At 62.7% G+C, this 26,858-nt stretch carries 29 protein-coding genes; 24 read left to right on the forward strand and 5 right to left on the reverse strand.

From position 1 onward, the window contains the following. The 16 genes from J9885_RS04145 (at position 1) to J9885_RS04220 (ending at position 12,707) form a co-directional block, all read left to right on the forward strand. Positions 1–738, forward strand: a complete 738-nt coding sequence (locus J9885_RS04145; RefSeq protein ID WP_043761967.1) for a flagellar motor protein — start codon at positions 1–3, stop codon at positions 736–738. Between the two features lie 2 nt (positions 739–740). Further along, on the forward strand, positions 741–1,649 hold the full coding sequence (locus J9885_RS04150) for a flagellar motor protein MotB (RefSeq protein ID WP_210548181.1): 909 nt from the start codon (positions 741–743) through the stop codon (positions 1,647–1,649). Positions 1,650–1,653: 4 nt separating this feature from the next. Next, positions 1,654–2,448, forward strand: a complete 795-nt coding sequence (locus J9885_RS04155; protein WP_134696609.1) for a ParA family protein — start codon at positions 1,654–1,656, stop codon at positions 2,446–2,448. After that, the gene (locus J9885_RS04160; RefSeq protein WP_210548182.1) at positions 2,445–3,320 is read left to right on the forward strand and encodes a chemotaxis protein CheW; all 876 of its coding nucleotides are present in this window, start codon (positions 2,445–2,447) and stop codon (positions 3,318–3,320) included. Before J9885_RS04155 ends, J9885_RS04160 begins: the two co-directional genes overlap by 4 nt. Before the next feature lie 69 nt (positions 3,321–3,389). After that, on the forward strand, positions 3,390–3,878 hold the full coding sequence (locus J9885_RS04165) for a chemotaxis protein CheW (protein ID WP_010673942.1): 489 nt from the start codon (positions 3,390–3,392) through the stop codon (positions 3,876–3,878). 72 nt (positions 3,879–3,950) lie between these two features. Beyond that, positions 3,951–4,337, forward strand: coding sequence for a DUF2802 domain-containing protein (locus J9885_RS04170; protein ID WP_043761963.1), 387 nt, complete (start codon positions 3,951–3,953; stop codon positions 4,335–4,337). A 214-nt stretch (positions 4,338–4,551) separates the two neighbouring features. Next, entirely contained in the window at positions 4,552–5,187 is a 636-nt protein-coding gene (gene ccmA, locus J9885_RS04175) for a cytochrome c biogenesis heme-transporting ATPase CcmA (protein WP_210548183.1), read from the forward strand. 3 nt (positions 5,188–5,190) lie between these two features. Further along, a complete protein-coding gene (gene ccmB / locus J9885_RS04180; RefSeq protein ID WP_210548184.1) occupies positions 5,191–5,859 on the forward strand; it encodes a heme exporter protein CcmB in 669 nt (222 codons plus the stop codon). Between the two features lie 165 nt (positions 5,860–6,024). Next, complete coding sequence (locus J9885_RS04185; protein ID WP_210548185.1) at positions 6,025–6,765, forward strand: heme ABC transporter permease; 741 nt, start codon at positions 6,025–6,027, stop codon at positions 6,763–6,765. Between the two features lie 2 nt (positions 6,766–6,767). Beyond that, positions 6,768–6,974 carry a heme exporter protein CcmD gene (gene ccmD, locus J9885_RS04190; protein ID WP_210548186.1) on the forward strand — a complete coding sequence of 69 codons (207 nt, stop codon included), beginning with the start codon at positions 6,768–6,770 and terminating at the stop codon, positions 6,972–6,974. Further along, positions 6,971–7,462 (forward strand): cytochrome c maturation protein CcmE, encoded by a 492-nt coding sequence (gene ccmE, locus J9885_RS04195; RefSeq protein WP_210548187.1) that lies wholly within the window; start codon positions 6,971–6,973, stop codon positions 7,460–7,462. Before ccmD ends, ccmE begins: the two co-directional genes overlap by 4 nt. Positions 7,463–7,532: 70 nt before the next feature. Beyond that, the gene (locus tag J9885_RS04200; RefSeq protein ID WP_210548188.1) at positions 7,533–9,488 is read left to right on the forward strand and encodes a heme lyase CcmF/NrfE family subunit; all 1,956 of its coding nucleotides are present in this window, start codon (positions 7,533–7,535) and stop codon (positions 9,486–9,488) included. After that, positions 9,485–10,015, forward strand: coding sequence for a DsbE family thiol:disulfide interchange protein (locus J9885_RS04205; protein ID WP_042076868.1), 531 nt, complete (start codon positions 9,485–9,487; stop codon positions 10,013–10,015). The genes J9885_RS04200 and J9885_RS04205 overlap by 4 nt, the downstream gene beginning before the upstream one ends. A 10-nt stretch (positions 10,016–10,025) precedes the next feature. Next, entirely contained in the window at positions 10,026–10,508 is a 483-nt protein-coding gene (locus tag J9885_RS04210; RefSeq protein ID WP_210548189.1) for a cytochrome c-type biogenesis protein, read from the forward strand. Next, the gene (gene ccmI / locus J9885_RS04215; RefSeq protein ID WP_210548190.1) at positions 10,505–11,818 is read left to right on the forward strand and encodes a c-type cytochrome biogenesis protein CcmI; all 1,314 of its coding nucleotides are present in this window, start codon (positions 10,505–10,507) and stop codon (positions 11,816–11,818) included. The genes J9885_RS04210 and ccmI overlap by 4 nt, the downstream gene beginning before the upstream one ends. 79 nt (positions 11,819–11,897) lie before the next feature. Beyond that, positions 11,898–12,707, forward strand: a complete 810-nt coding sequence (locus J9885_RS04220; RefSeq protein WP_210548191.1) for a VacJ family lipoprotein — start codon at positions 11,898–11,900, stop codon at positions 12,705–12,707. A 112-nt stretch (positions 12,708–12,819) separates the two neighbouring features. Here J9885_RS04220 and sodB read toward each other — a convergent pair whose 3' ends face one another. After that, complete coding sequence (gene sodB, locus J9885_RS04225; protein WP_010673954.1) at positions 12,820–13,404, reverse strand: superoxide dismutase [Fe]; 585 nt, start codon at positions 13,402–13,404, stop codon at positions 12,820–12,822. Between the two features lie 287 nt (positions 13,405–13,691). Here sodB and J9885_RS04230 point away from each other — a divergent pair, with 287 nt between their 5' ends. Then, positions 13,692–14,036, forward strand: a complete 345-nt coding sequence (locus J9885_RS04230) for a Grx4 family monothiol glutaredoxin (RefSeq protein ID WP_010673955.1) — start codon at positions 13,692–13,694, stop codon at positions 14,034–14,036. 67 nt (positions 14,037–14,103) lie between these two features. On the opposite strand, the gene J9885_RS04235 is transcribed toward J9885_RS04230, so the two are convergent. Further along, positions 14,104–15,315: an RsmB/NOP family class I SAM-dependent RNA methyltransferase gene (locus tag J9885_RS04235; protein WP_210548192.1), complete on the reverse strand. Its 1,212-nt coding sequence runs from the start codon at positions 15,313–15,315 to the stop codon at positions 14,104–14,106. A gap of 210 nt (positions 15,316–15,525) precedes the next feature. On the opposite strand from J9885_RS04235, the gene J9885_RS04240 reads away from it, so the two are divergent. The 5 genes from J9885_RS04240 to J9885_RS04260 all read left to right on the forward strand — a co-directional run bounded on the left by J9885_RS04240 (position 15,526) and on the right by J9885_RS04260 (position 20,633). Then, the gene (locus J9885_RS04240) at positions 15,526–17,514 is read left to right on the forward strand and encodes a reprolysin-like metallopeptidase (RefSeq protein WP_210548193.1); all 1,989 of its coding nucleotides are present in this window, start codon (positions 15,526–15,528) and stop codon (positions 17,512–17,514) included. Then, a complete protein-coding gene (locus J9885_RS04245) occupies positions 17,511–17,834 on the forward strand; it encodes a hypothetical protein (RefSeq protein WP_210548194.1) in 324 nt (107 codons plus the stop codon). The genes J9885_RS04240 and J9885_RS04245 overlap by 4 nt, the downstream gene beginning before the upstream one ends. Before the next feature lie 154 nt (positions 17,835–17,988). Beyond that, entirely contained in the window at positions 17,989–18,627 is a 639-nt protein-coding gene (pdxH, locus tag J9885_RS04250; protein WP_210548195.1) for a pyridoxamine 5'-phosphate oxidase, read from the forward strand. Positions 18,628–18,771: 144 nt separating this feature from the next. Then, complete coding sequence (locus J9885_RS04255) at positions 18,772–19,971, forward strand: GNAT family N-acetyltransferase (protein WP_210548196.1); 1,200 nt, start codon at positions 18,772–18,774, stop codon at positions 19,969–19,971. A gap of 140 nt (positions 19,972–20,111) precedes the next feature. After that, complete coding sequence (locus tag J9885_RS04260; RefSeq protein WP_043761935.1) at positions 20,112–20,633, forward strand: N-acetyltransferase; 522 nt, start codon at positions 20,112–20,114, stop codon at positions 20,631–20,633. 76 nt (positions 20,634–20,709) lie between these two features. Here the strand turns inward: J9885_RS04260 and J9885_RS04265 are convergent, their stop codons facing one another. Next, complete coding sequence (locus J9885_RS04265) at positions 20,710–21,750, reverse strand: GGDEF domain-containing protein (protein WP_043761934.1); 1,041 nt, start codon at positions 21,748–21,750, stop codon at positions 20,710–20,712. Positions 21,751–22,125: 375 nt separating this feature from the next. Continuing rightward, positions 22,126–22,626 (reverse strand): SRPBCC domain-containing protein, encoded by a 501-nt coding sequence (locus tag J9885_RS04270; RefSeq protein WP_043761930.1) that lies wholly within the window; start codon positions 22,624–22,626, stop codon positions 22,126–22,128. 182 nt (positions 22,627–22,808) lie between these two features. Between J9885_RS04270 and J9885_RS04275 the strand changes: the two genes are divergently transcribed. Then, a complete protein-coding gene (locus tag J9885_RS04275; RefSeq protein WP_210548197.1) occupies positions 22,809–23,249 on the forward strand; it encodes a GNAT family N-acetyltransferase in 441 nt (146 codons plus the stop codon). Between the two features lie 223 nt (positions 23,250–23,472). Here J9885_RS04275 and J9885_RS04280 read toward each other — a convergent pair whose 3' ends face one another. Next, positions 23,473–24,858 carry an FAD-binding oxidoreductase gene (locus J9885_RS04280; RefSeq protein ID WP_210548198.1) on the reverse strand — a complete coding sequence of 462 codons (1,386 nt, stop codon included), beginning with the start codon at positions 24,856–24,858 and terminating at the stop codon, positions 23,473–23,475. Positions 24,859–25,237: 379 nt separating this feature from the next. On the opposite strand from J9885_RS04280, the gene dptF reads away from it, so the two are divergent. Beyond that, entirely contained in the window at positions 25,238–26,857 is a 1,620-nt protein-coding gene (gene dptF / locus J9885_RS04285; RefSeq protein WP_210548199.1) for a DNA phosphorothioation-dependent restriction protein DptF, read from the forward strand. Position 26,858: the final 1 nt, after the last annotated feature.

Consider the following 26,858-nt stretch of genomic DNA (forward strand, 5'->3'; position numbering starts at 1 on the left):
ATGGGCATCCTCGGCCTGGTGCTGGCCCTGGCGGCCGTCGCCGTCGCCCAGTGGTGGCACGGCGGCAGCCTGCTGACCCTGCTGGACGGTCCGGCGTTTGTCATCGTGGTCGGGGGAACCTGGGGGGCGGTGATCCTGCAGACCCCCCGCAAGTACATGCTCTCCGCCCTCAGGCAGGCGGCCTGGATGCTGTTCCCGCCGCAGCGGGATCTGGCGCAGCAGGCAGAACGTCTGCAAGCCTGGGCCCAGTTTGCCCGCCAGCAGGGGCTGCTCGCGCTGGAGGATCAGGCGGACGCCGAGCCCGACCCCTTCACCCGTCAGGGACTCACCATGATAGTGGACGGGGTCTCTATCGAGGATATTCGTCGCCTGCTGGAGGCGGACATCGACATCGAGCAGGAGCGCAACGAGCACTCTGCCAGGGTGTTCGAGGCCATGGGGGGGTACAGTCCGACCATCGGCATCATAGGGGCGGTGATCGGGCTCATCCAGGCCATGTTCCATCTGGAGGAGCCGGGCGTCCTGGGGGCCGGCATCGCCGTGGCCTTCGTCGCCACCATCTACGGGGTCGGGTTTGCCAACCTGCTCTATCTGCCCATCGCGAACCGCCTGCGGGCCTTCCACTACCATTACGGTCTCTATCAGGAGATGACCCTGGAGGGGCTGCTGGCCATCGCCCACGGGGAGAACGGTCAGCAGGTTGAACGACGGCTGCGGGCCTATCTGAAAGGGGAATAGCCATGCGCAAGCGCTATCGTTTGCACCTGCAAGGGCGAGAGCATCTCGATCGCTGGCTGGTCTCCTACGCCGACTACATGACGCTCATCTTCGCCCTCTTCGTGGTGCTCTACTCCGTGGCCATCGTTAACAAGGAGGAGTATCGCGCCGTCATCGAGGGCATGACCCAGGCATTCAGCCAGGCACCGCGCAGTGACGGGCTGCTGGAGGGGCAGGGCAGCTCCCTGCTGAACAACCCCGTATCGGCTGCCCCCTCCCTGCTGGAGAGCGATGCCTCGCCATCTCCTTCGCAGGCCCCCATCACGGGCACGCCAGTTCAGCAAGATGGCACGGCCCTTGCCACGATAGACGTGCAGCTCCAGCAGGCCATGGGCACCCTGGTCGATGCCGGCGTGGTCAAGCTGGCGCAGGACGACAACTGGCTGACGGTGGAGCTGAGTTCAGGCCTCTTGTTCAGCAGCGGCAGCGCCTTTCTGGGGATCAATGCCGGCCCTGTGCTCGATACGCTTTCAGGTATTCTGAAACCGGTCGATAACTATGTCAGGGTGCGGGGTTACACGGATAACCAGCCGATAAACAACGAAATTTTCAGCTCCAACTGGACGCTGTCCGCCGCCCGCGCCGAGGCGGTGCTGAGCGCTCTGGTAGGCAATGGCATCGCCCCCGGGCGGCTCGCTTACGAGGCGTACGGGGAGTTCTCCCCCTTCGCGGACAATGGCACCGAGCAGGGGCGGTTACAGAATCGCAAGGTGGTGGTCGCCATATCCAGGTTCGCCTGGGTGCCGCCGCCCCCCGTCAAACCGCTGACGGTGGTGCCGGCACAGACAACGCCACAGAGCGTCGACAGTGACAACATCAGGGTGATCTCCTTGCCCGGTGGCGGGATACGCATAACAACAAGGCAGGATTGATACAGTGATTGTTTGGACGGTTGCCAATCAGAAGGGTGGAGTCGGTAAGACCACCACGGTCGTCTCCCTGGCGGGCATTCTGGCCCAGCGTGGCCAGCGGGTGCTGCTGATCGACACCGACCCCCACGCCTCCCTGACCTCCTATCTCGACTTCGACTCGGACAGGCTGGAGGGCACCCTGTACGAGCTGTTCCAGGCGGCCAAGCCCAGCGCCGAGCTGGTCAACCGGATGACCCTCAAGACCCGGTTCGAGAACATCAGCCTGCTGCCCGCCTCCATCACCCTGGCCACCCTGGATCGGGTGATGGGCAACCGGGAGGGGATGGGGCTGGTGCTCAAGCGCGCCCTGTTGCGGGTGCAGGATCAGTTCGACTATGTGCTCATCGACTGCCCGCCGGTGCTGGGGGTGATGATGGTGAACGCGCTGGCGGCCTGCGATCGCATCCTGGTGCCGGTGCAGACCGAATTCCTCGCCCTGAAAGGGCTGGAGAGGATGATGAAGACCTTCGAGATCATGCAGCGATCCAAGCGGGACAAGTTCCGCTACACCGTCATCCCGACCATGTTTGACAAGCGTACCCGCGCCTCCCTGATGACGCTGCAGTCCATCAAGGAGCAGTATGGCGAGGCGGTGTGGAATGCGGTCATTCCCATCGACACCAAGTTCCGGGATGCCAGCCTGGTGCACATCCCCCCGTCCATCTATGCGCCGGGCAGCCGCGGCACCTATGCCTATGAGACACTGCTCAACCATCTCGACGCCCTGGAGCGTCAACGAACCCAGGAGGTGACGTCATGAGAGAAAACACCCAGGTTCGGGCCATGGACGACTATTTCCACTCCCTGCTGCTGGACGATGCCCTGCTGCGGGAAGACCCGGACGACGAGGTTCCGGCCCCGGCGCTGCAGCGTCAGCCTGCCGCCTCACCGGAGGTGGCCGCCGTCCCTTATCTGGAGGCGGACAACCGGCTGGCCCAGCTGAGCGAGCTGCTGGCCCAGGTGGGGCAGGTGCAGTTCGAGATGGATGCCCTGAGCCACGAAGAGACCCATGTCGAGCCATTCCAGCTGGAGGCCGAGGTCGTTGAGCCGGAGCCGGAGGTGGTCGAGCCCGAGGTGGTCCTGGCACCGCCCGAGGTCGTGGTGGGGGAGGCCGAACCCGTCGCCCTGACACTGACGGCGCCCGAGCCTGCGGCCGAGCTCGCTCCCGCCCCCTCGACCTGGGAGAACCTGGACACCGGCAACGAGTTTCAGGCGCTCTTCTTCGACGTGGCCGGCGTGACCTTCGCGGTGCCCCTGACCGAGCTCGGCGGCATCCACCAGCTGGGGGAGGTGACCTCCCTGTTCGGCCAGCCGGGCTGGTACAAGGGGATCATGACCTCCCGCGAGCAGAAGATGAACGTGGTGGACACGGCCCAGTGGGTCATGCCGGGGCAGCATCTGGAGATGGAAGATTACAAATATCTGATTATGCTGGGGGAATCACCCTGGGGACTGGCCTGTCATCAGTTGAAGGGCACCGAACTGCTGCACCGGGATCAGGTGAAGTGGCGCCATCAGGAGGGCAAGCGCCCCTGGCTGGCGGGCATGGTCAAGGAGAAGATGTGTGCTCTGCTCCACGTCAGGGAGCTGCTGGTGTTGCTTGGCCGCGGCGTGAACATTGAAGGCCGCTGACAAGATCGGCACAGCCATGGTTTTATTGCTAATTTTACCCGTTGACGGGTTCATACAAGGATCAAGAAGATGACAGAGAAGCGCAACATCGCACAAAATCTGGCCGAAGACGAAGTGCTGCAGTGGGTGACCTTCCAGTTGGAAAACGAGACCTATGGCATCAACGTGATGCAGGTTCAGGAGGTGCTGCGCTACACCGAGATCGCCCCGGTCCCGGGCGCGCCGGACTATGTGCTGGGCATCATCAACCTGCGCGGCAACGTGGTGACCGTCATCGACACCCGTTCCCGCTTCGGCCTGCCGGCCGGGGACGTGAGCGAGAACTCCCGCATCGTGATCATCGAGGCGGAGAAGCAGGTGATCGGCATCATGGTGGACAGCGTGGCCGAGGTGGTCTATCTGCGTTCCTCCGAGATCGATGCCGCCCCGGCGGTGGGTACCGAGGAGAGCGCCAAGTTCATCCAGGGCGTCAGCAACCGCGACGGCCAGCTGCTGATCCTGGTGGATCTCAACAAGCTGCTCTCCGACGAAGAGTGGGAAGACATCGGTTCCCTGTAACGGAACGAGAAGGCGCCGGGCGGGGCGAATGGCCCATGCCCGGCGCCCTTTTGATAGGAAGGTGATGGTTTGATGATTGAATTCGCAGCCTTGGGGTTGTCCTTGCTCGCACTGGTGCTGGCCCTCTACGGGGTACTGGGGCACCGTCGTCGCCAGCGAGAGTCCGAGGCCAGGATGGAGGCGCTGCAGGGGCAGCTGGAGAGCCTGCGCAAGCAGATGATGGAGCTGCACACCGGCGCCATCGGCATGGGCCAGCGTCTGCAGAGCGCAGAGGGCGCCATGCAGAAGATCCAGGACAGCCAGCAGGAGCTCACCCTGCAGGATCCGGAGCGCCGCCTCTACAGCCGCGCCGCCAAGATGGTGGAGCTCGGCGCCGATCTCGACGAGGTGATGAGCGAGTGCGAGCTGCCCCAGGCCGAGGCGGAGCTGCTCATCTCCCTGCGCAAGGGGCGAAGCTGATCCCGGTGCCGTGAGCGTGGGGCAAAGGCGCTCCCGCATCCCCCGAGTTGATGACTCGATCCGGGAGAGGGTGTCGCCCTTTCCCCCTGCATATCGCGCCTGACACGGGCGCGATCTTCCCCACAAATCTTGTTGATTATCGGCATCTTTGAAAAGACGCCTCCGGATCCTGTGTTAAGATGCAGGCCGCCTCATTTTCAACGATTCAATCCTCATGCTGCTTCAAGCGAACAATCTGAGCTGCGTACGTGAAGATCGCACCCTGTTTGAACAACTCTCCTTCGCGGTGCGCTCCGGGGATCTGATGCAGATTGAGGGGCCCAACGGGGTGGGCAAGACCAGCCTGTTGCGCCTGCTGACCGGCCTCTCCCAGCCCTTCGCCGGGGAGGTGTGCTGGAACGGCGAGGATATCCGCCGCTGCCGGGACGAGTACCATGCCAGCCTGCTCTATCTGGGCCATCAGCCCGGCGTCAAGGCGACCCTGACCCCCCTCGAGAACCTCTCCTTCTACCAGAAGCTGCACGGCACGGCCGGGGGCGACGTGGATCTCTGGCAGGTGCTGGCCCAGGTCGGCCTCGCCGGTTTCGAGGATTATCCCGCGGGCCAGCTCTCCGCCGGGCAACAGCGGCGGGTGGCGCTGGCCAGGCTCTGGCTCAGCGACAAGCCGGCGCTCTGGATCCTGGACGAGCCCTTCACTGCCATCGACAAGCAGGGGGTCCGGGTGCTGGAGCGGTTGTTCCTGACCCATGCGGATCGGGGGGGTATGGTGCTTCTCACCACCCACCAGGATCTCACCCTGATGCAGGGGCGCCTCAAGACCCTCTCCCTGTCCTCGCCGTTGCAGGAGTAGCCCATGCTGCGTGCCGTCATACACCTTATCCACCGTGAATTGCTGATGGCCCTGCGCCAGCGGGCCGAGATCTTCAATCCGCTCTGGTTTTTCCTGATCGTCATTACCCTCTTTCCCCTCGGCGTCGGGCCCGAGCCTCAGCTGCTGGCCCGCATCGCCCCCGGCATCATCTGGGTGGCGGCCCTGCTGGCGGCCATGCTCTCCCTGGAGCGGCTGTTTCGCGATGACTTCAGCGACGGCGCCCTGGAGCAGATGATGTTGATGCCCCATCCGCTCGGGCTGCTGGCCCTGGCCAAAGTGATCGCTCACTGGTTGCTGACGGGGCTGCCGCTGCTGCTGATCTCCCCCTTGCTCGCCATCCTGCTCTCCCTGGACCTGAAGACCTATCTGGCCGTGGTGGCCACCCTGGCGCTGGGAACCCCGGTGCTGAGCCTGCTCGGGGCGGTCGGGGTGGCGCTGACGGCGGGGCTGCGCAAGGGCGGGGTGCTGCTCAGCCTGCTGTTGCTGCCGCTCTATATCCCGGTGCTGATTTTCGCCACCTCCGCCATCGAGGCGGCGAGCATGGGGTTGCCCTACGCCGGGCAGCTCGCCATCCTGGGAGCCATGCTGGTGGGGGCCCTGACCCTGACTCCCCTGGCCATATCGGCGGCGCTGCGGGTCAGCGTCAACTGATTAATTTGTTGAAAGGTCCTTTTTTGAGGCCGGTTTTTGGGTGATATTGTTGAGATAGATCAAGGGGATGGCTGCTTATTGCTTTCGGGGGATATGATGTTTTTCCCCCATGGGTATGGTAGGCACCGCCACTTAAGAATTAATAACTGAAAGGTTCTGTGAGCTATGTGGAAATGGTTGCACCCTTATGCCAAACCCGAACGCGCCTATGCGCTGGCTGGTACCCTGCTGCCCTGGTTTGCCGCGACAAGTCTGCTCGCCTTCATCATAGGCACCGTCTGGGGGCTGGCTTTTGCCCCCGCTGACTACCAGCAGGGAGACTCTTTCAGGATCATCTACATCCACGTGCCCTCCGCCATTCTCTCCATGGGGGCCTACTCCACCATGGCGGTGGCGGCCTTCATCGGCCTGGTGTGGCAGCTGCGCATGGCGGACATGACGGTGGCGGCCATCGCCCCGGTGGGCGCCGTGTTCACCTTCATCGCGCTCTTTACCGGCGCCGCCTGGGGCAAGCCCATGTGGGGCACCTGGTGGGTGTGGGACGCGCGTCTCACCTCGGAGCTCATCCTGCTGTTCCTCTATCTCGGTGTCATCGCCCTCTACAACGCCTTCAGCGACAAGGTGGTGGCGGGCCGCGCCGCCGGCATCCTGGCGCTGGTGGGGGTGATCAACCTGCCCATCATCCACTACTCGGTGGAGTGGTGGAACACCCTGCACCAGGGCGCCACCATCACCAAGTTTGACAAGCCTTCCATCTCCCCCGAGATGTTGTGGCCGCTGCTGATCATGATCCTGGCGTTTGCCACCTTCCTGGGAGCCCTGACCCTGATGCGTTTTCGCAATGAGCTCCTGATGCGGGAGTGGCACCGCCCCTGGGTCGCCGACATCGCCAGGCAGGAGAAGTAAGCATGCACTTTGCCTCGTTCAGTGATTTCATGGCCATGGGGGGCTACGCCTTCTACGTCTGGCTCTCCTTCGGTCTGACCCTGCTCTGCCTGGTCGGCATCGTTATTTCTACCCGGTTGAAGACCCGCAGCCTGATGGGCGAACTGCGCAACAAGCAGGCGCGGGAGGCCCGCCGCAAGGCGGCCCAGCAGATGGAGAATACCCTATGAACCCGCGCCGCAAGAAACGCCTCACCATCATACTGGCCATCAGCCTGGGCCTCGCCAGCGTGATCGGCCTGGTGCTCTACGCCCTCAGCCAGAATATCGACCTCTTCTACACGCCGAGCGAGCTGGTGGAGGGCAAGGGGCCGGACAAGATCAAGCCGGAAGAGGGGCAGCGCCTGCGCATCGGCGGCCTGGTGGTGCCGGGGTCTGTGGTGCGGGATCCCAAGAGCCTCAAGGTCTCCTTCAAGCTGGTGGACAACGGCGGCCACATGGTGACGGTGGAATTTGACGGCATCCTGCCGGATCTGTTCCGCGAGGGGCAGGGCATCGTTGCCCAGGGCAGCCTCAAGGATGCCAGCACCGTCAGCGCGTTCGAAGTGCTGGCCAAGCACGACGAGAACTACATGCCGCCGGAAGTGGCGGATGCCACCAACGGCATGCACTTCAAGCCCGAGTACACAGAGGCGCAGCTGAAGGGGGCCAAGCAATGAGTCCCGTCCATCTCCCCCGTTTCACCGCCGGCCCGGCCGGTGTCTGCGTGTCATCGAAAGGAAATAGCCAATGATCCCGGAATTAGGGCAGTTTTCACTGATCCTGGCCTTCGCCACCGCCCTGCTGCTGGGGAGTTACCCGCTGATCGGAGCCCATCTCGGCCGCCTCGGCATGATGTCGGCGGCCCGGCCGCTCGCCTATAGCCAGTTTCTGCTGCTGCTGCTGTCGTTCCTCTGCCTCACCTGGGCCTTTATCGACAACGACTTCACCGTGCAGTACGTGGCCACCAACTCCAACAGCCTGCTGCCGCTGCAGTACCGCATCTCGGCGGTGTGGGGGGCCCACGAGGGGTCCCTGCTGCTCTGGGTACTGACCCTGGGGGGCTGGACCGCGGCCGTCGCCCTGTTCAGCCGCCGCCTGCCGCTCGATGCGGTGGCGCGGGTGCTCGGAGTGCTCGGCCTCATCTCCGTGGGGTTCACCGCCTTCGTGCTGTTCACCTCGGATCCCTTCACCCGCACCCTGCCGTACTTCCCGGTGGACGGGCGTGATCTCAACCCCCTGCTGCAGGATCCCGGCCTCATCTTCCACCCGCCCATGCTCTACATGGGCTATGTGGGCTTCTCGGTGGCCTTCGCCTTTGCCATTGCCTCCCTGATGACGGGGCGGCTCGACGCCACCTGGGCGCGCTGGTCCCGTCCCTGGACCATGGCGGCCTGGGTCTTCCTGACCCTGGGCATAGTGCTGGGCTCCTGGTGGGCCTATTACGAGCTCGGCTGGGGGGGCTGGTGGTTCTGGGATCCGGTGGAAAACGCCTCCTTCATGCCCTGGCTGGCGGGCACGGCCCTGCTGCACTCCCTGGCGGTGAGCGAGAAGCGCGCCACCTTCAAGGCCTGGACCGTGCTGCTGGCGCTCTCGGCGTTCTCCCTGAGCCTGCTTGGCACCTTCCTGGTGCGCTCCGGCGTGCTGGTCTCGGTCCATGCGTTTGCCTCCGACCCGACCCGGGGCCTCTTCATCCTGGGCTTCCTGCTAGCGGTGATCGGCAGCTCGCTCCTGCTGTTTGCCTTCAAGGGCTCCCAGGTCAAGAGCCACGGCAAGCACGAGCTGTGGAGCCGGGAGACCCTGCTGCTTGGCAACAATATCCTCTTGGTGGCGGGCCTGCTCACCGTGCTGCTCGGCACCCTGTTGCCCCTGGTACACAAGGAGCTGGGGCTCGGCAGCATCTCCATCGGCACCCCCTTCTTCAACCACATCTACAGCTGGCTCATCATCCCCTTCGCCGTGTTGCTGGGGGTGGGCCCCCTGTTCCGCTGGCGTCGGCAGGAGCTGGGTGAGCTCAAGGGCAAGGTGATCCTCGCCCTGGTGCTGAGCCTGGCCGCCGCCTTCCTGCTGCCGCTCGCCTTCGCGGAAGACTTCAAGCCCTGGGCCGCGCTCGGCATCGGCCTCGGGACCTGGATCATCGTCACCAGCGTGCAGGAGACCTGGGTGCGCGCCACCCACAAGCACGGCTTCGCCACCGGGGTGCGCAAGCTTGGCAACAGCCACTGGGCCATGATCCTGGGCCACGTGGGGCTCGCGGTCAGCATCATCGGCATCGCCTGCACCCAGAACTACAGCATCGAGAAGGACCTGCGCATGCAGGCCGGCGATCGCGTCCAGTTTGCCGATTACGAGTTCGTCTTCACCGGCATTGCGGAGAAGAACGGCCCCAACTACGAGGGCTTCAAGGGCGTGCTGGAAGTGCACCGGAACGGCAAGCAGGTGGCCCTGCTCAAGCCCGAGAAGCGGATGTACACCGTCAGCCGGATGCCGATGACCGAGGCCGCCATCGACGCCGGCCTCACCCGGGATCTCTACGCGGCCCTTGGCGAGCAGCTCGACAACGGCGCCTGGGCGGTGCGGATCTACTACAAACCCTTCGTGCGCTGGATCTGGTTCGGCGGCGTCTTCATGGCCATCGGCGGTGTGCTGGCCATGCTGGACAAGCGCTACCGGTTCGGCCGCCGTGACGAGGAGGCCAAGGCATGAACAAGAAGACCTGGCTCTATCTGCTGCCCTTCATCATCTTCCTGCTGGGGGCCCTGTTCCTGTTCAAGGGGCTCTACTCCGATCCCACCAAGCTCGAATCCGTGATGGTGGACAAGGAGGTGCCCGTGTTCACCCTGCAGGACATCTACGATCTCGGCAAGCAGCACGACAGGAGCATCCTCAAGGGGCGCCCCATGCTGCTCAACGTCTGGGCCACCTGGTGCCCGACCTGCTACGGGGAACACACCTACCTCAAGGAGCTGGCGGGGCAGGGGATCTACATCGTCGGCATGAACTACAAGGATGAGCGGGACAAGGCCATCAAGTGGCTGGCGGAGCTCGGCAACCCCTACCAGGTCAACCTCTATGACCCCGACGGCATGCTGGGGCTGGATCTGGGGGTCTATGGCGCGCCCGAGACCTTCTTCATCGACAGCCAGGGCATCATCCGCTATCGCCACGTGGGGGACGTGAACCCGGAAGTCTGGGCCAGCACCCTCAAACCCATCTTCGATGCCATGAAGTGAGGCCTCCCCGATGAAAACACTGATCGCATCCCTGTTGCTGCTGGCGGGCCTCTTCGGTGCCGGCCAGGCCAGCGCCGCCATCGATGTCTACACCTTCGACAACGACGCCCAGGAGCAGACCTTTCGCGAGCTGACCAAGGAGCTGCGCTGCCCCAAGTGCCAGAACCAGGACATCGCGGACTCCAACGCCGGGCTCGCCAAGGATCTGCGAGACAAGACCTACCAGATGGTGAGGGAAGGCAAGGACAAGCAGGAAGTGGTGGACTACATGGTGGCCCGCTACGGCAACTTCATCCTCTATGATCCCCCCCTGATGGCCTCGACCCTGATCCTCTGGCTCGGCCCCCTGCTGGTCATCGTCATCGGCGCCGTCACCGTGGTGGTACGCAGTCGCCGCCATGCCCCCGTCACCGCACAACAGCCTGAAGGCGCCCTGAGCGCAGAGGAGCAGGCACGGCTTTCCGCCCTGCTCAAAGAGGAAGAGAAACCATGACCCCATTCTGGATACTGGGTGCCGCCCTGCTGGTGCTGGCAAGCCTGGCGCTGATCGTGCCGCTCTGGCGCGGCGAGGGCCGGCAGAGCATCAGCCGCTCGGCCCTCAACAAGCAGCTCTATCGCCAGCGCCTGCTGGAGATTGGCGAGGAGCGTGAACAGGGCGTCCTGGCGGAGGATCCTGAGTCTTTGGTGGAGCTGCAGCGCAGCCTGCTGGACGACATCCCCGACGTGGAGCAGAGCGCCCGTGGCGGCAAGAGCCTGATCTGGATCCCCGGGGTGCTGGTGCTCGCGGCGGTGAGCGTCGGCCTCTACGCCAAGCTCGGCGCCTGGCAGGAAGTGAGCCGCTGGCAGGATGCCAGCAGCCGGCTGGGGGAGCTCAGCAACCGCATCCTGGTGGAGCGGGACGCCCAGGTGACCGAACAGGATCTGCTGGACTTCACCCTGGGGCTGCGCACCCGGCTGAAAGAGGAACCGAACGACTATCGTGGCTGGCTGCTGCTGGGTCGCCTGACCCTGGATGGCAATGACCCCGAGATGGCCCGCGAGGCGCTGGAGCGTGCCTACGCCCTCGCGCCCCAGAAGGCCATGGTGGCGGTGCCCTATGCCCAGGCCCTGATGATGACGGGAGAGGAGGCCAGGGCGGATCAGCTGTTGCAGGCCGTCATCGCCGAGGATCCCGCCAACATCGAGGCCCGCTCCGTCCACGCCTTCATGGCGCTGCAAAAAGAGGATTTCCAGACCGCCCTCGCTCGCTGGCAGGCCATGCTGCCGCTGCTGGAGAAAGGCTCGACCCGCCATACCATGGTGGAGCGATCCATCGACTATGCGAAGCAGCAACTGCGCCAGCGCGGGCTGGCGGTGAACGTCGCCCCTGCCGCACAGGAAGGGGAGGCGTCCGCCCAGACGCAGGAGGCCCAAACACAGGAGGCCCAAACACACGAGGCCCAAGTGCTGGCGGTGAAGGAGGGGGAATTCCCCCTGCGCATCACCCTGGCGCCGGGTATTCAGCTGCCTGAGGATGCCCACCTGTTCGTCTTTGCCGTGATCCCGAACGGCCCGCCCATGCCCATCGCGGTCAAGCGTATCCCGGGTCCGCACTTCCCGCTCACTCTGTCCCTGGGTGACGGGGACGCCATGATGGAGGGCAGCAAGCTGGCAGCCCATGCCGAACTGCAGTTCAAGGCGCGCCTCTCCCGCGGCGGCAACGTCATGAACAAGGAGGGCGCCTTCGAGGGAGTCTCCGTCACCGTGCCGACAGGCACTCTTCCTGCAGCGCCGATTGACATCCGCATCGATCACGCCCTCTAATACGTCTTTGGTCCGCCCGGAAGGGGCGGGCCATCATATAATTCATACCAATACCCAATAAAAATCTTAGGACTTTCATATGTATCTGCGTTCAGGAGCATTGGCGGTGGCATTGCTGCTTGGAGGCTGTGCGGGCGGCCCTCCCAAGGCGGGCCCAGAGAGCCTGAATATCGGCGAAACCCCCAGCCATCCCGGAGCAACCAGCACGGCCAGCGACCCCCGTGACCCCTTCCAGGGGGCGAACCGGGCCATGTGGGCCGTCAACTACGACGTACTGGAGCCCTATGTGGCCCGTCCTGTGGTGCACGGCTATGCCCGCTATGTCCCGCAAGGGATGAGGGACAGCATCGAGAATTTCGTGGACAACTTCGACGAGCCGAGCAGCATGGTGAACCACCTGCTGGTGGGTGACCTGAAAGGGGCCGGCACCAACCTGGGCCGTTTCACCCTCAACACCACAGTGGGTCTGCTGGGTCTGTTCGACGTGGCCAGGCATGCGGGCCTCGAGCGCAACATGCTGGAGATGGACACCGTGCTCGGCAAGGCCGACATCGGGGATGGCGCCTATCTGATGATGCCGGTCTACGGCCCGACCACGACCCGGGAGCTGGTGGGGGATACCATCGATACCATCTATTTCCCCTATGCCCTGCTGACCTTCCCGCTGCGGGTGGTGCACTGGGCGCTGGACGGCCTCGGCACGCGCTCCAAGCTCATCGATCAGGAGCGGATCATCGATAACGCCCTGGATCCGTATGCCCTGACCAAGGACTTCTACCTCCAGTACAACGACGGCAAGGTGACGGGTCGCAAGCCCGAGCTTCAGGAGCAGAAGCCGCAAGAGGATGAAGGCAACCTGGACGACTACATGGACGAGATCGACCAGTAAGGCCTCCCCGGTTCGACGAGGCGCCTGCGGGCGCCTTTTTCATGGGCGGGAAACGTCGCCCATAAAAAAACGCCCCGCAAGGGCGGGGCGTTTTGGCAAGAGTGCTGTGCTATCAGGCAGCCAGGTTCTTGGCCACGAATTCCCAGTTGACCAGGGCCCAGAAGGTTTCCATGTACTTCGGACGCAGGTTGCGGAAATCGATGTAGTAGGCGTGCTCCCACAGGTCGACGGTCAGCAGCGGAGTGGTACCGGCTTCGGTCAGCGGGCAGCCTGCGTTGGAGGTGTTGACGATGGCCAGGGAGCCGTCAGCCTTCTTCACCAGCCAGGTCCAGCTGGAGCCGAAGTTGCCGATGGCAGACTTGGTGAACGCATCCTTGAACTCGGCGAAGGAGCCGAACGCCTTGGTGATGGCATCGGCCAGGGCGCCGGTGGGCTCGCCACCGCCGTTCGGGGAGAGGCAGTGCCAGTAGAAGGTGTGGTTCCAGATCTGGGCGGCGTTGTTGAATACACCGCCAGTGGAGGTCTTGATGATCTCTTCCAGGGACTTGCCTTCAAATTCGGTACCCGGCACCAGGTTGTTCAGGTTGACCACGTAGGTGTTGTGGTGCTTGCCGTGGTGGTATTCCAGGGTTTCCTGGGAGATGTGCGGTTCCAGAGCATTGATTGCATAGGGCAGAGCGGGAAGTTCGAAAGCCATTTTCTACTCTCCATTGGCTGGTCCGTGCGAAGGCGACGGTTGCAAGACATTGCGTACTCTTTTCTGTCTCGAAAAGAATTGTTCTTGAAATGAGGGGGCCTGGCGGCCCAAAGCCCGTCGATTGTAGCAGCATCAAAGATGGGCGAACAACTCTTGATTCTCGCCATGATCCGGATCAAGCTGCGTCGTATTGATGCATGACTTCTTTCGTTCTGAACGGTTTGCCAGTTTGTGGTCTGCCCGGATTGCAGTAGAATGGCCGCCGAAATCGCTCCAGTGAGGCATTTATGGAAACTATCGAAAAGATCAAACAGCAGCTGGCTGAGAATCCCATCATCCTGTACATGAAGGGATCCCCCAAGCTTCCCAGCTGCGGTTTCTCTGCCCAGGCCTCCCAGGCCCTGATGTCCTGCGGCGAGCCCTTCGCCTACGTCGACATCCTGCAGAACCCGGACATCCGCGCCGAGCTGCCGAAATTCGCCAACTGGCCCACCTTCCCGCAGCTGTGGGTCGAGGGGGAGCTGGTCGGTGGCTGCGACATCATGATCGAGATGTTCCAGGCCGGCGAGCTGCAGACCCTGATCAAGGAAACTGCCGCCAAGCACAAGCAGGATGACGCTGCTGCCGAATAAGGCCGCATCCGCATCATGCAAAAAGGGGAGCCACTGGCTCCCCTTTTCTTTGTGCCCACGACAGGCATCAGGCGATGCGTTCGAGGCGCGCCATGTAGAAGCCGTCGAAGCCGGTCTCCGCCGGGCTCACGGTGCGATCGTCCAGCAGGCGGAAGTGCTCGTTGGCGGCGAGGAACTTGTCCACCTGCTGGCGGTTCTCCTCGGGCAGGATGGAGCAGGTCGCGTAGACCAGCATGCCGCCCACCTTCACCATCTGGCTGTAGCGCTGCAGGATCTCTTCCTGCAGGGCGACCAGCACCGGCAGGCGCTCGGCGGTGTCGCGCCACTTGGCATCCGGGTTGCGCTTGAGCACGCCAAGGCCGGAGCAGGGCACGTCAAGCAGCACCCGATCCGCGCTCTCTTTCAGGCGCTTGACGGTCTTGCTGCTGGTGATGACACGGGTCTCCACGTTGTGGGCCCCGGCGCGGCGGGCGCGCTGCTTGAGGTTTTCGAGCTTCCACTCTTCCACGTCCATGGCCAGCAGGCGGCCCTTGCCCTGCATCATGGCGGCCAGGTGCAGGGTCTTGCCGCCGGCGCCGGCGCAGGCATCGATCACCCGCATGCCGGGTTTGACGTCGAGAGCGGCCGCCACCAGCTGGGAACCCGCATCCTGCTGCTCGAAGCAGCCATCGGCGAAGGCCTGGGTGCGGAACAGGGCGGCATCCGTGGTGACCTGCAAGGCGGTTTCCACGCCGTCGACGGGGACCGTGGTGACATGTTCCTTGGCCAGGATGGCCTGCAGCTCGTCCCGGGTGCACTTGAGGGTGTTGGTCCGCAGGTAGCGCTTGGGCATCCAGGCCAGGGCCGCACGCTCGGCAGGCCAGGCCTCACCCAGCTGCTCGCTGCCGAGTTTTTCCAGCCAGGCAGGGCAGCCATCCATCAGCACCGGGTTCTTCTTCGCCTCGGTCAGGCGGCGACGGAACGCCTCCTCGTTGAAGCGATCCAGGGTCGGGTGGTTCGGCTGGTCTATCTTGTGGAAGGCGTGCCAGCTGTGCAGCAGCGGCCAGACGTTCTTCTCGGCCTGACGAACCTGAATGCCGGTCAGGAAGCAGTAGAGGCTGAGGCGGCGCAGCAGATCGCCGGTGACCAGGGCAATCCTTGCCTGTTCTTGCGGTTTGAGTTCGATGCCGGAGAAGTGACGGGCATAGGCGCGGTCGAGGGTAAGACCCTGACCCAGCACATCGTCAACGATGGCAACGATCAGATCCCCGAAACGGGGCAACAGTGGGGACTTGAGCATGAGATTAACCTTGGCCAAAGAAAGGGTGAACCGGCCCCGTCGAAGAGGGGTTCTGGAACGGACAAATCCGCGCAATGATAGGGGCTAGTGTGTCTTGGTGCAACCTTCCCCATCCGGGGAATGTACAGTGGATCTTGCTGGACTAATCGGACCAGCAGACAAATGATGCCGTGGCAGTTCAGGCGAACGCATTTAAAAAGGAATAATAAGATGCATTTGATGAAATTTTCTCCGCTGGCCTTGCTGGTGGCCGGGTTGATGAGCTCAGGCAGTTTGCTGGCGGCGCAGTGGCAGACGGTGGCGGCACGGGCCACCGCCGCCGATGGTTACGAGGTGCGGGCGCATCAGTATCGCGTCGTTACCGCTCCCGCCGATGACCTGGCCGCCCTGAAGGAGGGGGAGCGTCGGCTGACCCTGCCGCTGCCGGACGGTCAGGAAGTCACCTACAGCCTGCAGCCCTATGATCTGCTGCCAGCGGATCTGGCCGCCAAGTACCCCGCTATCCAGGCCTTCAAGGGGCATGACGAAGCCAATCCCGTCGAGACTGGCCGCTTCGATCTCGGTCCCCAGGGTTTCCACGCCATGTTCAGCCACCAGGGCAAGATGGTGTTCATCGATCCCCTGCGCAATGGTGAGGGCTATGCGGTCTATTACCAGCAGGATGCCCATAGTAGGCTGGAAGAGGAGGCGGACAAGGTCATCGGTGGCGAGGTCAAAAAGCTGGCCCGTCAGGTGCTGGTGGATGGCAACGAGCTCAAGCGCTATGTCATTGCCATCTCGGCGGCGGGGGAGTACACCCAGTTTCACGGGGGCACCGTCGAGGGGGCCCTTGGCGCCATCGCCACCCTGCTCAACCGGGTCAACGAGGTGTACCGGCGCGACGTCGCCGCCGAGTTCCAGCTGGCCAGCGGCAATGACACCATCATCTTCACCGACGCGGCCACGGATCGCTTCTTCAACGGCGATGACCCGTCCGGGTCTGGCCTGAACGATGTCGACGTCAACGTGCAGGTGCAGGCCGATGCCCTGACCAAGGGCTTGGGGGCGTTCGATATCGGTCATGTGGTCAACACCGGAGGCGGCGGTTTGGCGGGGCTCGGCGTGCTCTGTACCGACGGGAAGTCGGCGGGGATGACCGGCTCCCCCAACCCGGTGGGAGACGCCTTCTTCATCGACTACGTGGCCCACGAGATCGGCCACCAGTTCGGTGCCGAGCACACCTTCAACGGCACCACCGGCAGCTGCGGCGGTGGCAACCGGGAGGCGAGCCAGGCCTGGGAGCCCGGCAGCGGCAGCTCCATCATGGCCTACGCGGGGATCTGCGGGGAAGAGGATCTGCAGGCCAACAGCGTGCCCTATTTCCACAGCAAGTCCATCGAGCAGATGCGGGCCCACATGGCCACGGTGTCGAGCTGTGGCACCACGCAGGCGCGCACCAACAATGCACCCCAGGTGGCGGCAGGCAACGACCATGTGATCCCGGCCAACACCCCCTTCGTGCTCAAGGGGAGCGGCACCGATCTGGATAACGACGCCCTGAGCTACACCTGGGAGCAGATCGATCTCGGCACCGAGTCCTTCAGTGCCGCCAGCATGGTGGACGACGGCTCTCGCCCGCTGTTCCGCTTCGTGGCGCCGACCAGCGTGCCGGAGCGCGCCCTGCCGAGCCTCACCTCCCTGCTCACCAACACCCTGGCGAAGGGAGAGGCCTGGCCTGCCACCAACCGGGATCTCCATTTCCGCCTCACGGCGCGGGATGGCCAGGGGGGCGTCAGCAGTGACGACATCAAGGTGCAGGTGGTCGACACCGGCAAAGCCTTCGCCCTGACCAGCCCCCTGATCACGCCGATTGCGGCGGGCCAGAAGCAGACCATCGGCTGGGAAGTGGCGGGCACCAGTGCCGCCCCCATCAACTGCAGCAAGGTGGATCTCTTCATGACCCGGGACGAGGGGACGAACTGGACCCTGCTGGCCAGCGGCCAGCCCAACTCGGGCTCTGCGAGCGTCACCATCCCTGCCGGCAACGACGGCACCGCCAGGTTGAAGGTGGCCTGCAGCGACAACCTCTTCTTCGCCATCAGCCCGGTCAAGCTGTCGGTGACCCAGCGGGTGGAAGAGAGCGGCGGTGGTGGCGGCGGCTCCCTCGGTTTCTGGGCCCTGGCTCTGGGCCTGCTGGGCTGGCAGCGGAGGCGGGCATGAGGCTGGCCAGCGTGTTGCTGCTCACCCTGCTTGGCGGCTGTCAGGCCGACGCCGATACCCTGGATCAGGCGGTCAACGCTAGCCTGGACAAACAGGATTACCGGCTCATCGTGCGGGCCGGGCGAGGTGAAGTGGCTCCCGGTATCGGGGCAGACGAGCAGGCTTCGGCCAAGGCGCGCTGCGGCGTGCGCTATCTCGAGGGGTTCGGGGATGCGATCAAGCCGGACCAGAAGGAGGCGCATGCCAGGCTGAGCGCCTATGCGGCGCAATACAATCAGCGCATGCTGGCCCATTGTCCGCCCGAGGGCGGCAAACCCTAGGCGGTGTTTGCCCGGCGGTAGGAAAAGGGAGGCTGATGCCTCCCTTTGTCTTTGCCGCCATTTGGCCGAGACGAGGCTTGTACCCATGGCGTGCTCGTCGCACAATGCCTCCACGCATCGCCGCATGGGCGGCAAAGAGAGAAGGAAAATCAAGATGATGGATGTGGCTGATCTGCGTCGTGAATACACCAGGGGCGGATTGCACCGGGCCGATCTGCCGGCCGAGCCCCTCGCGCTGTTCGAGAAGTGGCTGGCCCAGGCGTGCGAAGCCAGGCTGACCGATCCCACCGCCATGGTGGTGGCCACCGTGGACGCTGACGGACAGCCCTGGCAGCGAACCGTGCTGCTCAAGCACTACGATGCCCAGGGCATGGTCTTCTACACCAACATGGGCAGCCGCAAGGCGCATCAGCTAGAGGGTAATCCCCGCATCAGCCTGCTCTTCCCCTGGCATACCCTCGATCGCCAGGTTCATGTCACCGGCCGGGTGGAGAAGCTCGGCCCCCTCGAGGTGATGAAGTATTTCCACAGCCGCCCCAAGGACAGCCAGATTGCCGCCTGGGTCTCCAAGCAGTCCAGCCGCATCTCGGCCCGCGGCGTGCTGGAAGCCAAGTTCCTCGAACTCAAGCAGAAGTTTGCCAGTGGCGAGGTGCCGCTGCCGAGCTTCTGGGGCGGTTTCAGGGTGAAAATCGACACCGTCGAGTTCTGGCAGGGGGGGGAGCATCGCCTGCACGATCGCTTCTACTACACCCGCGAAGGGGAAGGGTGGCACATCGAGCGGTTGGCTCCCTGATGCAGGTCGCCAGGCCCTTCCTAGAAGAGCCGCTGTGGATTGGGGCGCGGTTGAGCGCCGGGTCTGTGCCATGGTCCCTGACCCGCACTCTGTGATAGTCAGGTTTTTTGCCCGCGCCGACCTCTCGTTGCCACAGGGGGATGCATGGATCTGTTGATCGAGGGGGCGCTCTGGCGACCTCACTGGCAGGGGGCGCTGCTGGACTGGCAGCGCCAGGGGCATCGCTGGTGCTTGCTGCTCGGCAAGGGGGAGGTGCCAGCGCCGTGGGGGGCCTGCCAGCCGGACGAGATCCTCTCGGCCAACGCCCTGCTCAGCGCCTGGCTCGGGGGCGCGGCATCCCCCGTGATGGCGGCGGATCCCAGCCAACAGATCCTGATCGCCGCCTCCGGCGCCCTGCTGACCCTGGCCAGGGAGCACGGCCTGCTCACCCTGGGGCCCGCAGGAGCCGACCACCCACTGAGATCCGATGATGACCTTGGGCACGCCCTGCAACGCCTGCTTGCCCGGCGCCTGACCACGCCTGTGCTGCGTGACGCCGGCACCCAGGATTCTCCGGCGCTGGTGTTGCGCCCCCTGCAGCCCGGCGATGAGAGCGCCATCCTGTGCTATTGCTCGGACGAGGCGATCGCCCGCTATACCCTCAATATCCCCCATCCCTATCCGCCGGAGAGTGCCCGGGACTGGCTCGCCATGAGCTGGCGCAAGACGGCCCTGGGGCTGGGGCGAACCTGGGCTTTGACCCTGCCGGAGGGGGAGGAATCGGCCCCGCTGATCGGGGCCATCTCCCTGCACTGGCACGGGGAGCTGGCCTGGTGGCTGGGCGTGCCCTGGCAGCGCAGGGGGCTGGCCACCCGGGCCGGGCACCTAGTCAGGCAGTTTGCCTTCGAGCAGTTGCACCTGCCTGCCCTGACCGCCCGCCACATGCCGGGCAACCTCGCCTCCGGCCGAGTGATGGCCAGGCTTGGTATGCACCATTGCGGGCGCTGGCCCGACTCGGCGCGAGAAGCCATGGAGCTCGATCACTGGCGGCTGGACAGGGCCCCCTCCCTGCCGGCGGATCTGATGGCAAGGCTGGCCCCCTTGCTTGCGGACGAGCAGGTGGTGGTGGCCATACTGCACGACGAGAGCGGCGGGGGCGCGGCCCTGGCGCTCTTCATGGCAGGGAAGGTCACGGAAGGCGAGCTGACACTCTGCGGGCTCAGGCTGCGTCGCTATCCCCTCGCCAGGCTGGAGCCGGACGCCCCCGCAATGCCGGAACATGGGGGCGGCGTGCTGCTCAAGGAGCAGGGAAGGCTCGGCCTTGCCTATCTGCTGCGCTGCGCCGGCCAACCGGGAGGCCTGTGAGGGGCGGGTGGCGGAGAGAGCTGGGCGCGGGTGCCAGTGATTTTCCTGAGTCCGTCCTCCCATTTTCAGACAATGGCACTCAAGTGGCGGGCAATTTCTGTGAAATAATGGCCGCCCTGCTGTACGAGGAGTAACGCTGTATGTTGAGAACCGAGCGTCCCGGCGACATGTTGCCAGTCTATGAGCTGGTGAGTGCCGCCTTTGGTCGTCCCGACGAGGCCGAGCTGGTCAACCGCCTGCGCGAGTGTGGGGCCGCCGTGGTCACCATGGTCGAAGAGGAAGAGTACGAGTTCATGGGGCACCTGATGCTGAGCCCGATCACCATTGCCGGGCAGGAAGGGCCCTGGCTCGGGCTGGCCCCGGTGGCCGTTCATCCCGACTGGCAGGGGCAGGGCATCGGCTCGGATCTGGTACGAGAGGGGCTGGACACGGCGCTGGAGATGGACTGGAAGGCGGTGGTGGTGCTCGGCGATCCCGCTTATTACCGCCGTTTCGGATTCAGGCCCGCGAGCGACTTCGGGCTGCACTGCATCTACGAGGTGCCCGCCGACTGCTTCATGGCGATGGAGCTGCAACCTGGCGGCCTCGATGGCGTGCGCGGCGAGGTGCTCTATCACCCCTTGTTTGACGAGCTGGAAGAAGAGCCGGCATCGGACGAGTGAACAAGAAGGTGATGAAACGATGCCGCCCCCAGGGGCGGCATCTGTTTTTATGGCGGGTGGATGCGCATCACGGGGCTTAAATGGACTGCTGCTTGGCCTCGTACATCGCCTTGTCTGCCGCACCGATGAGTTGTTCGGCCGTGAGGAAACTCTCGTTGCCGGTCACGCAGATGCCGATGCTGATGGAGTACTCGGGGTAGGAGGTGCTGAAGGCCGCCTCGATGCGATCGCTGATGTGCAGGGCGGTGGCCTTGCTGGCCTCGGGCAGGATGACACAGAACTCGTCCCCTCCGATCCGGCAGGGGAAGTCCGTGTTGCGGCAGCTATCCGAGATGGCCCGCCCCAGGGTCTGCAGGACTTCATCCCCCTTGGCATGGCCAAAGGTGTCATTGATGAACTTGAACTTGTTGACGTCGATATAGATCACCGACAGGTAGGTCTTGCGACGGACGGCTGTATTGAGCTCGCGAACGATGGCGCGCAGCATGGCCCGCTTGTTGTAAAGCTCGGTGAGGGGATCGCGCTCCGCATGGGCACTCAGGATCTTGGACTTCTCCTCCAGCTCGCGGGCATAAGCTTCCATCCGTTTCTTGGCATTCTCGACGGCGCTGAGCAGGGTGCCGATATAGGTATCAAACACCAGCGCAGTGTCGAAGCTGATGAGCTTGTCGAGGGCGCGCAACACCTGCGGCAACTCTGCCTGATCGGGCATGTGGGCGATCAGCACGTCTTCCACCAGATATTTGAGAGTGCAGCTGGCGGAGAGGTAGAGCTTGGGTTCCACACCGATCCGCTTGTGCACCAGGCCGATGCGAAGTCGGCTGTTGACATAGGTGTGATCGTAGTGGCCGGAGAAGAGATCCTGAATGTAGCGTCGCTGGGCACTGCGCAGTCGCCGCAGGGTGTCGGAGTCGCCGATCAGCAGGGCAATCTCATCAAACTCCGTCTGTTTCTCGTAAAACTTCTCGACGATGCTGTCGAGATGCTGCTCGATGATGGGCTGCTGCTGCGCGAGAAGATCCAGCTCGGCCTGGGTCAGCTTGAAGAGATCCATCCTGTGCTGGATCTCGACCTCATTGATGTTGAATTGCTCAAGCAATGTTTTCTCAATCAACATGGTTACCTCATGTCTCCGGGCCGGGTGCCGGGGGATGGCGATTATCGTCTTCTTCTGGTCATTGCCTGGTGGAAGCCGGCGTCCACCGATGCCCATGGTCCTGCGAAATGTGTCGAATGAAGCAGCACACTAATACTATCTAGCTGTTTTTATTAAAAAACAATATGCCGTATGAGGAATGTGTCCCCGGGGGCGCACAAGTCATGTGCTTGTCAATTCTCCTCGCCTTGCAGAAGCGGCGGGCCCCCTTCTGCTGCTGTCAATCGAGCCTCTTGCCCGGCAACACGCCATGACAAGAAGGGTCTGCCGCCGTCCTGCTTGTCAGCCCCAAGGCGACAGGGTAGGGGACCCGGGTGCGCCGGGCCTCACCACGGATCACTGCGCCAGCGACTTGAGCTGCTGCTTGGTGGGCGGGTTGTCCCAGTCGATGGGGCCGTGGGTGAAGCGGTACTGCAACCTTGGCAGGCTGAGCTCCAGCCACTCCTCACGGAAGTAGGCATAGCCCAGATCCCAGTCAGGATCGTTGGCCCAGCCGGTCTGCAGGAAGTGAAGCCGGGTGCCCTGGCCTTCCGGCACGAAGCGCAAGCTGACCTGGGTCTTCTGCTGGCGGATATGGGGGAAACTCGGGGGGAAATTCCAGCTGAAACTCAACAGATCATGGGGCATGACCGCCATCACGCGGCACCCTTCGCTGCCACGCTCCCCCAGGGGGGCGTCGGGTCTGAAATAGATTTCGAACGGTCCATTGGGCTCCGGCACCATGAGGCACTCCGGTGCCAGGAAGCTGCGCAGGCCGCTCTCCGTGGTCCAGGCATGCCAGACATCGTCAATGTGGGCGGGTATCAGAATACTGCCTTCTATCTGCTTGTTATCCATAAATCAATGAACCTCAAACCAGCCAAGGACGGGACTTGGGCAGTATAGCCCCTCGGATGAGAAAATAGGCAGCCCTGTGTCACAGGGTTTTGTCTTCAATAGGGTCCATGCTGCCGAGTTGACACCACGGCGGGATCCATCGAGAGTGGGAAAGCGTGACGACCCACTTCAAGGATGGCTTCATGATCCGAATGATGAGAGATGCAGACGAACCCCTGCTGGCGCAACTGTTTCTGAAAGGACGGCGCCAGGCTTTTCACTGGGTCGATCCCTCCCTGTTCCGGCTGGAAGATTTTGCCGAGCAGACCCGGGGCGAGCAGATCTGGGTGGCGGAGAAGGGGGGTAATCCCTGTGGCTTTGTCTCCATCTGGGGGGCCGAGAGCTTCGTGCATCACCTCTATGTGGTGGCGGACTGGCACGGACAGGGCATGGGGCGTGCCTTGCTGGCGACTGGCTTGGCCGGATACCCGTCCCCCGCGTCACTCAAGGTGGCCACGCGCAACACGACGGCGATGGCCTTCTATCACCGTCTGGGCTGGGAAAACACGGAGGAGACCGGCCACTGCGAGATCACCGGGCCCTGGCGCAGACTGATCCTGACGCCCGAGGCCGCGGGGGAATGAGCCGCTGACCTACTGCGGCAACCGGCGCACCGCGCATTAACCTCCTGCCCAAGCGGGACATAAAAAAGCCACTTCGCGGGAAGTGACTCTACAGGACATCCGGGGGAGGGTCAGGCTCTGATGGCGCATTGCCGCGCCTGACCCCCGCTGGCGGTAGCCTGCCTAGCCCTGACCCAGGGGGTCCTCGCGCCGTCGCCCACTCGGCGTCAGTACCTCCCCTTTCTCACACCGGCTTGATGTTCTGGTTCATGCGAAAGAAGTTGGCGGGATCGTACTTCTTCTTGAGCGCCACCAGGCGATCGTAGGTCGCACCGTAGGCGAAGGAGATGCGATCCGTCTCGTCCTGGGTCAGGAAGTTGATGTAGGCACCGCTGCTGGCAAAGGGCTGTGACGCGGCGAAAAACTCGCGCGCCCAGGCGATGCAATGGGCATCCTCGTCGGCCGACTCCCAGCGGCCGTGCACGTTCATCACATAGTGGGCATCCCGGCTCGAGTAGGCCATCGCCTCTGGCGAGACGCGGGCCGTCTGGCCGCCGATCGTGCCGATGAAGATCTCGCACTGGGGTGAGGGCAACTTGCCGGCGTACTCGATGATGGCGTCAATGGCGCCGTCGCTCAGCCGCGCAAAGTTGTGCGACTTCCAGTAGTTGCGTGCCCCCTTCGTCAGGAGGGGATCGAACGCCTGTTGCCAGGCGACGTATGGCTGCACCCCGACGTGTTCGCCGAGCACGGTACCGAACCCGCGCAGCGGGGCGATCAGTATTTCACCCTCCCTGGGATCCCCCGCGTAGCACAGGGCGAGGGCGACCATCTCCTTGCCGTGTGCCTCGGCGGGCAGGAAGGGGAGGGGCGGCGCCTTGCGCGTGACCATCCAGACGCTGAGTTCATCCGGCATGGTCTCGGTGAAGCGGGCGAACTGCGTGATCACGGACTTCGCCTGGTCGAATGGAAAGACGATGAGCCCGCTCAGCACATCCGGCCCGACGGTATGGAGCTGGAACTCGAAGCGGGTGACGATACCGAAGTTGCCGCCGCCACCGCGCAGCCCCCAAAAGAGATCCGCGTGTTCCGCGTCGCTGGCGTGCAACAGGCGACCATCGGCGGTGACGACCTCGGCGGCGATCAGATTGTCGATGGTCATGCCGAACTTGCGGCTTAGCCAGCCAAAGCCGCCGCCAAGGGTCAGGCCGGACACCCCTGTGGTGGAGTTGATGCCCAGCGGCGTGGCGAGGCCATGACGCTGGGCGGCCGCATCGACATCGGCCAGGGTGCAACCTGGCCCGACGCTGGCCCGGCGGGTTGCCGGGTCCACCTGCACGCCGTTCATCGGCGAGAGATCTATCATCAGGCCGTCGTCGCACACGGCATTGCCCGCGATGTTGTGTCCACCTCCCCGAATGGAGACGAGGAGGTTGTGTTTGTGGGCGAACGTGACGGCCTGCACGACATCGCCGGTGGACGTGCAGCGGGCGATGAGCGCGGGTCGACGGTCTATCATGGCGTTCCAGATCTGGCGCACCTCGTCGTAACCTGTGTCGTCAGAACGCAGTACGTCACCCTGGAAGTGCGCTTTGAGCGCCTGGATATCTGCATCTTGTAACGGTTTCATGGCACTGCCCTTTTTGTGTACACCTGACCAGTGAGTATGGTGCGATTCACCAAGGGTGCTTATGAGGCGGGGGCGTGCTTGGCCCATCAGTAGCGGATGGCGCCAGTGAGGTGCTGTTCATGTTCTGATGGCGGTTGTGCCGGATTGGTTTGTGATAGGGCCTTGGTCTAATTTCCAAGACTTTTCATATGTGAGTATTAGCAGCCGAGCCTGCATTTGGACTGCCTTTCAGTGTGACAAATATCGTTCCCAAAACACAGATTCCCCTGTCATGATGCGATGAATATCAAGGAGTCATACAAATACTCGCCTTTCTAGTGGTCTCTCTATGATTCAATAGGTTAGTATCCTGAAGATATGGAAACGGCAGGGTTATACCGTGAGCTCAATCCCCCTTCGCAAGGCCCTCGGGGTCTTGGCTAAATCTTCTTCCTTCTCGGTCAAGACGACAACACAACGTCAGAGAGATTTGTTTGATGATCTCAAGGATTATCTCTACGTTACGCCCGAAATCGAACATGACTTTGAGAAGTGCCTCCGTTCATTGCAGCCTGGTGAGTGCGTGTTTTTATGCGGCAGTAGTGGTGATGGCAAATCTGAAATATTGTCACGTAGCTATGACCAATATAAAAACAGATGCACTTTCCATCTGGATGCAACCCATAGCTTTTCGCCTCATCAATCAGCAATCGATGCGCTAAACGAACTCTTTGATCGCGTAGGAGACGGCGCTCTACCTCTGGTGGTTGGTATCAATATCGGTATGCTGGCCAACTTTGCCAAAGAAGGGGCTGAGCGGCACAGTACACTGCGTGGCGTGATTGAGCGCTTCTTGGATAGCGGCGAGAGATCGCAAGGGACATATCACTTTCTGGATTTCGAGTCCTATCCAAAATTTCGTTTTAATGATGACGCAGGCAGCTATTCAAGCTTTATGCGTCAACTGCTCAAGCGGTTAACCCAGCCAACCGATGACAATCTGTTTCATGCTATTGCGCTTGCAGATGAGCAACGTCAACGCGACATGCGCCTCATCGCCAATTTCAGGCTGTTGGCCAATGAGCACGTGCAAGAGATTATTATTACCACTCTGTTCAAAACCCGTTTGATCAAGGATCAATTCATTACGACTCGTGCCTTGCTGGATCTGCTCCATCAGCTTCTGGCCGGGGAGCATTACCTCTTTGACAACCTGTTTTTGGGTAAAGACAGCGAGCTAAGCCTGCGTCTTGCTGACTTTGATCCTGCCTTGATTCATACCCAAGCGATAGACCAGTTTGTTCTGCGTTATGAGCTGAATCTACCGGATGAGGCGCTAGATGCCTTTATGGACGAGCTGGCAAAGCTGGGGCTCATGTTCAACGAGCCTCGTGATAAAGCGGGTCAAGCCGCATCCCTTCTGCGCCTTTTTTATCTGCTCAAGGACTGCGAGCTTGGCAATAACTACCATCACCAATTCAAAGTCGATTTTGAAGAGCAGGTACTTGAACACTATGCCACCGTCTGGCTGCAGCATAGCCAGTACCTGGGGGAGGGTGGAAGCCAGCTGGCCTTGCGCAATTTCTATGTGAAGGCGCTGATCCCGGCCATTTTTGTCTATGCCAACCGCAATGCCCCTGAGTTGTCAAAGCGTGAGCTTTCTCTTGGTCAATTTGGCCAGTGTCATGTCGCGGCACCTGTCGAGCTGAAAGCTGATTACAGCGCAATTCAGCGCCAGCATGTCGAGAAACACGATCATTTCAGCGCCTATCTGAAGGTTGATGAGCAGCCCTTGGCTCCGATGGCAATCAACCTCAATCTGTTTGAGCTGATCTGTAAGCTCAACAATGGCTATCGGCCAAACAAGTACGACAAGAATGCCATCGTGTTGCTCGATGAGATGGTTGAGCAAATCCGCGCTGTCGCTAAAAAGAGCTCTGTTCTTCACTATTACGAAGGTGATCAGCATTACCGTCTTGGTTTGGATGACGGCATGATCACTGTAGAAGGAACCAGATAGT

The organism is Aeromonas sp. SrichE-2G (assembly GCF_017939565.1).
Classification (GTDB): domain Bacteria; phylum Pseudomonadota; class Gammaproteobacteria; order Enterobacterales; family Aeromonadaceae; genus Aeromonas; species Aeromonas taiwanensis.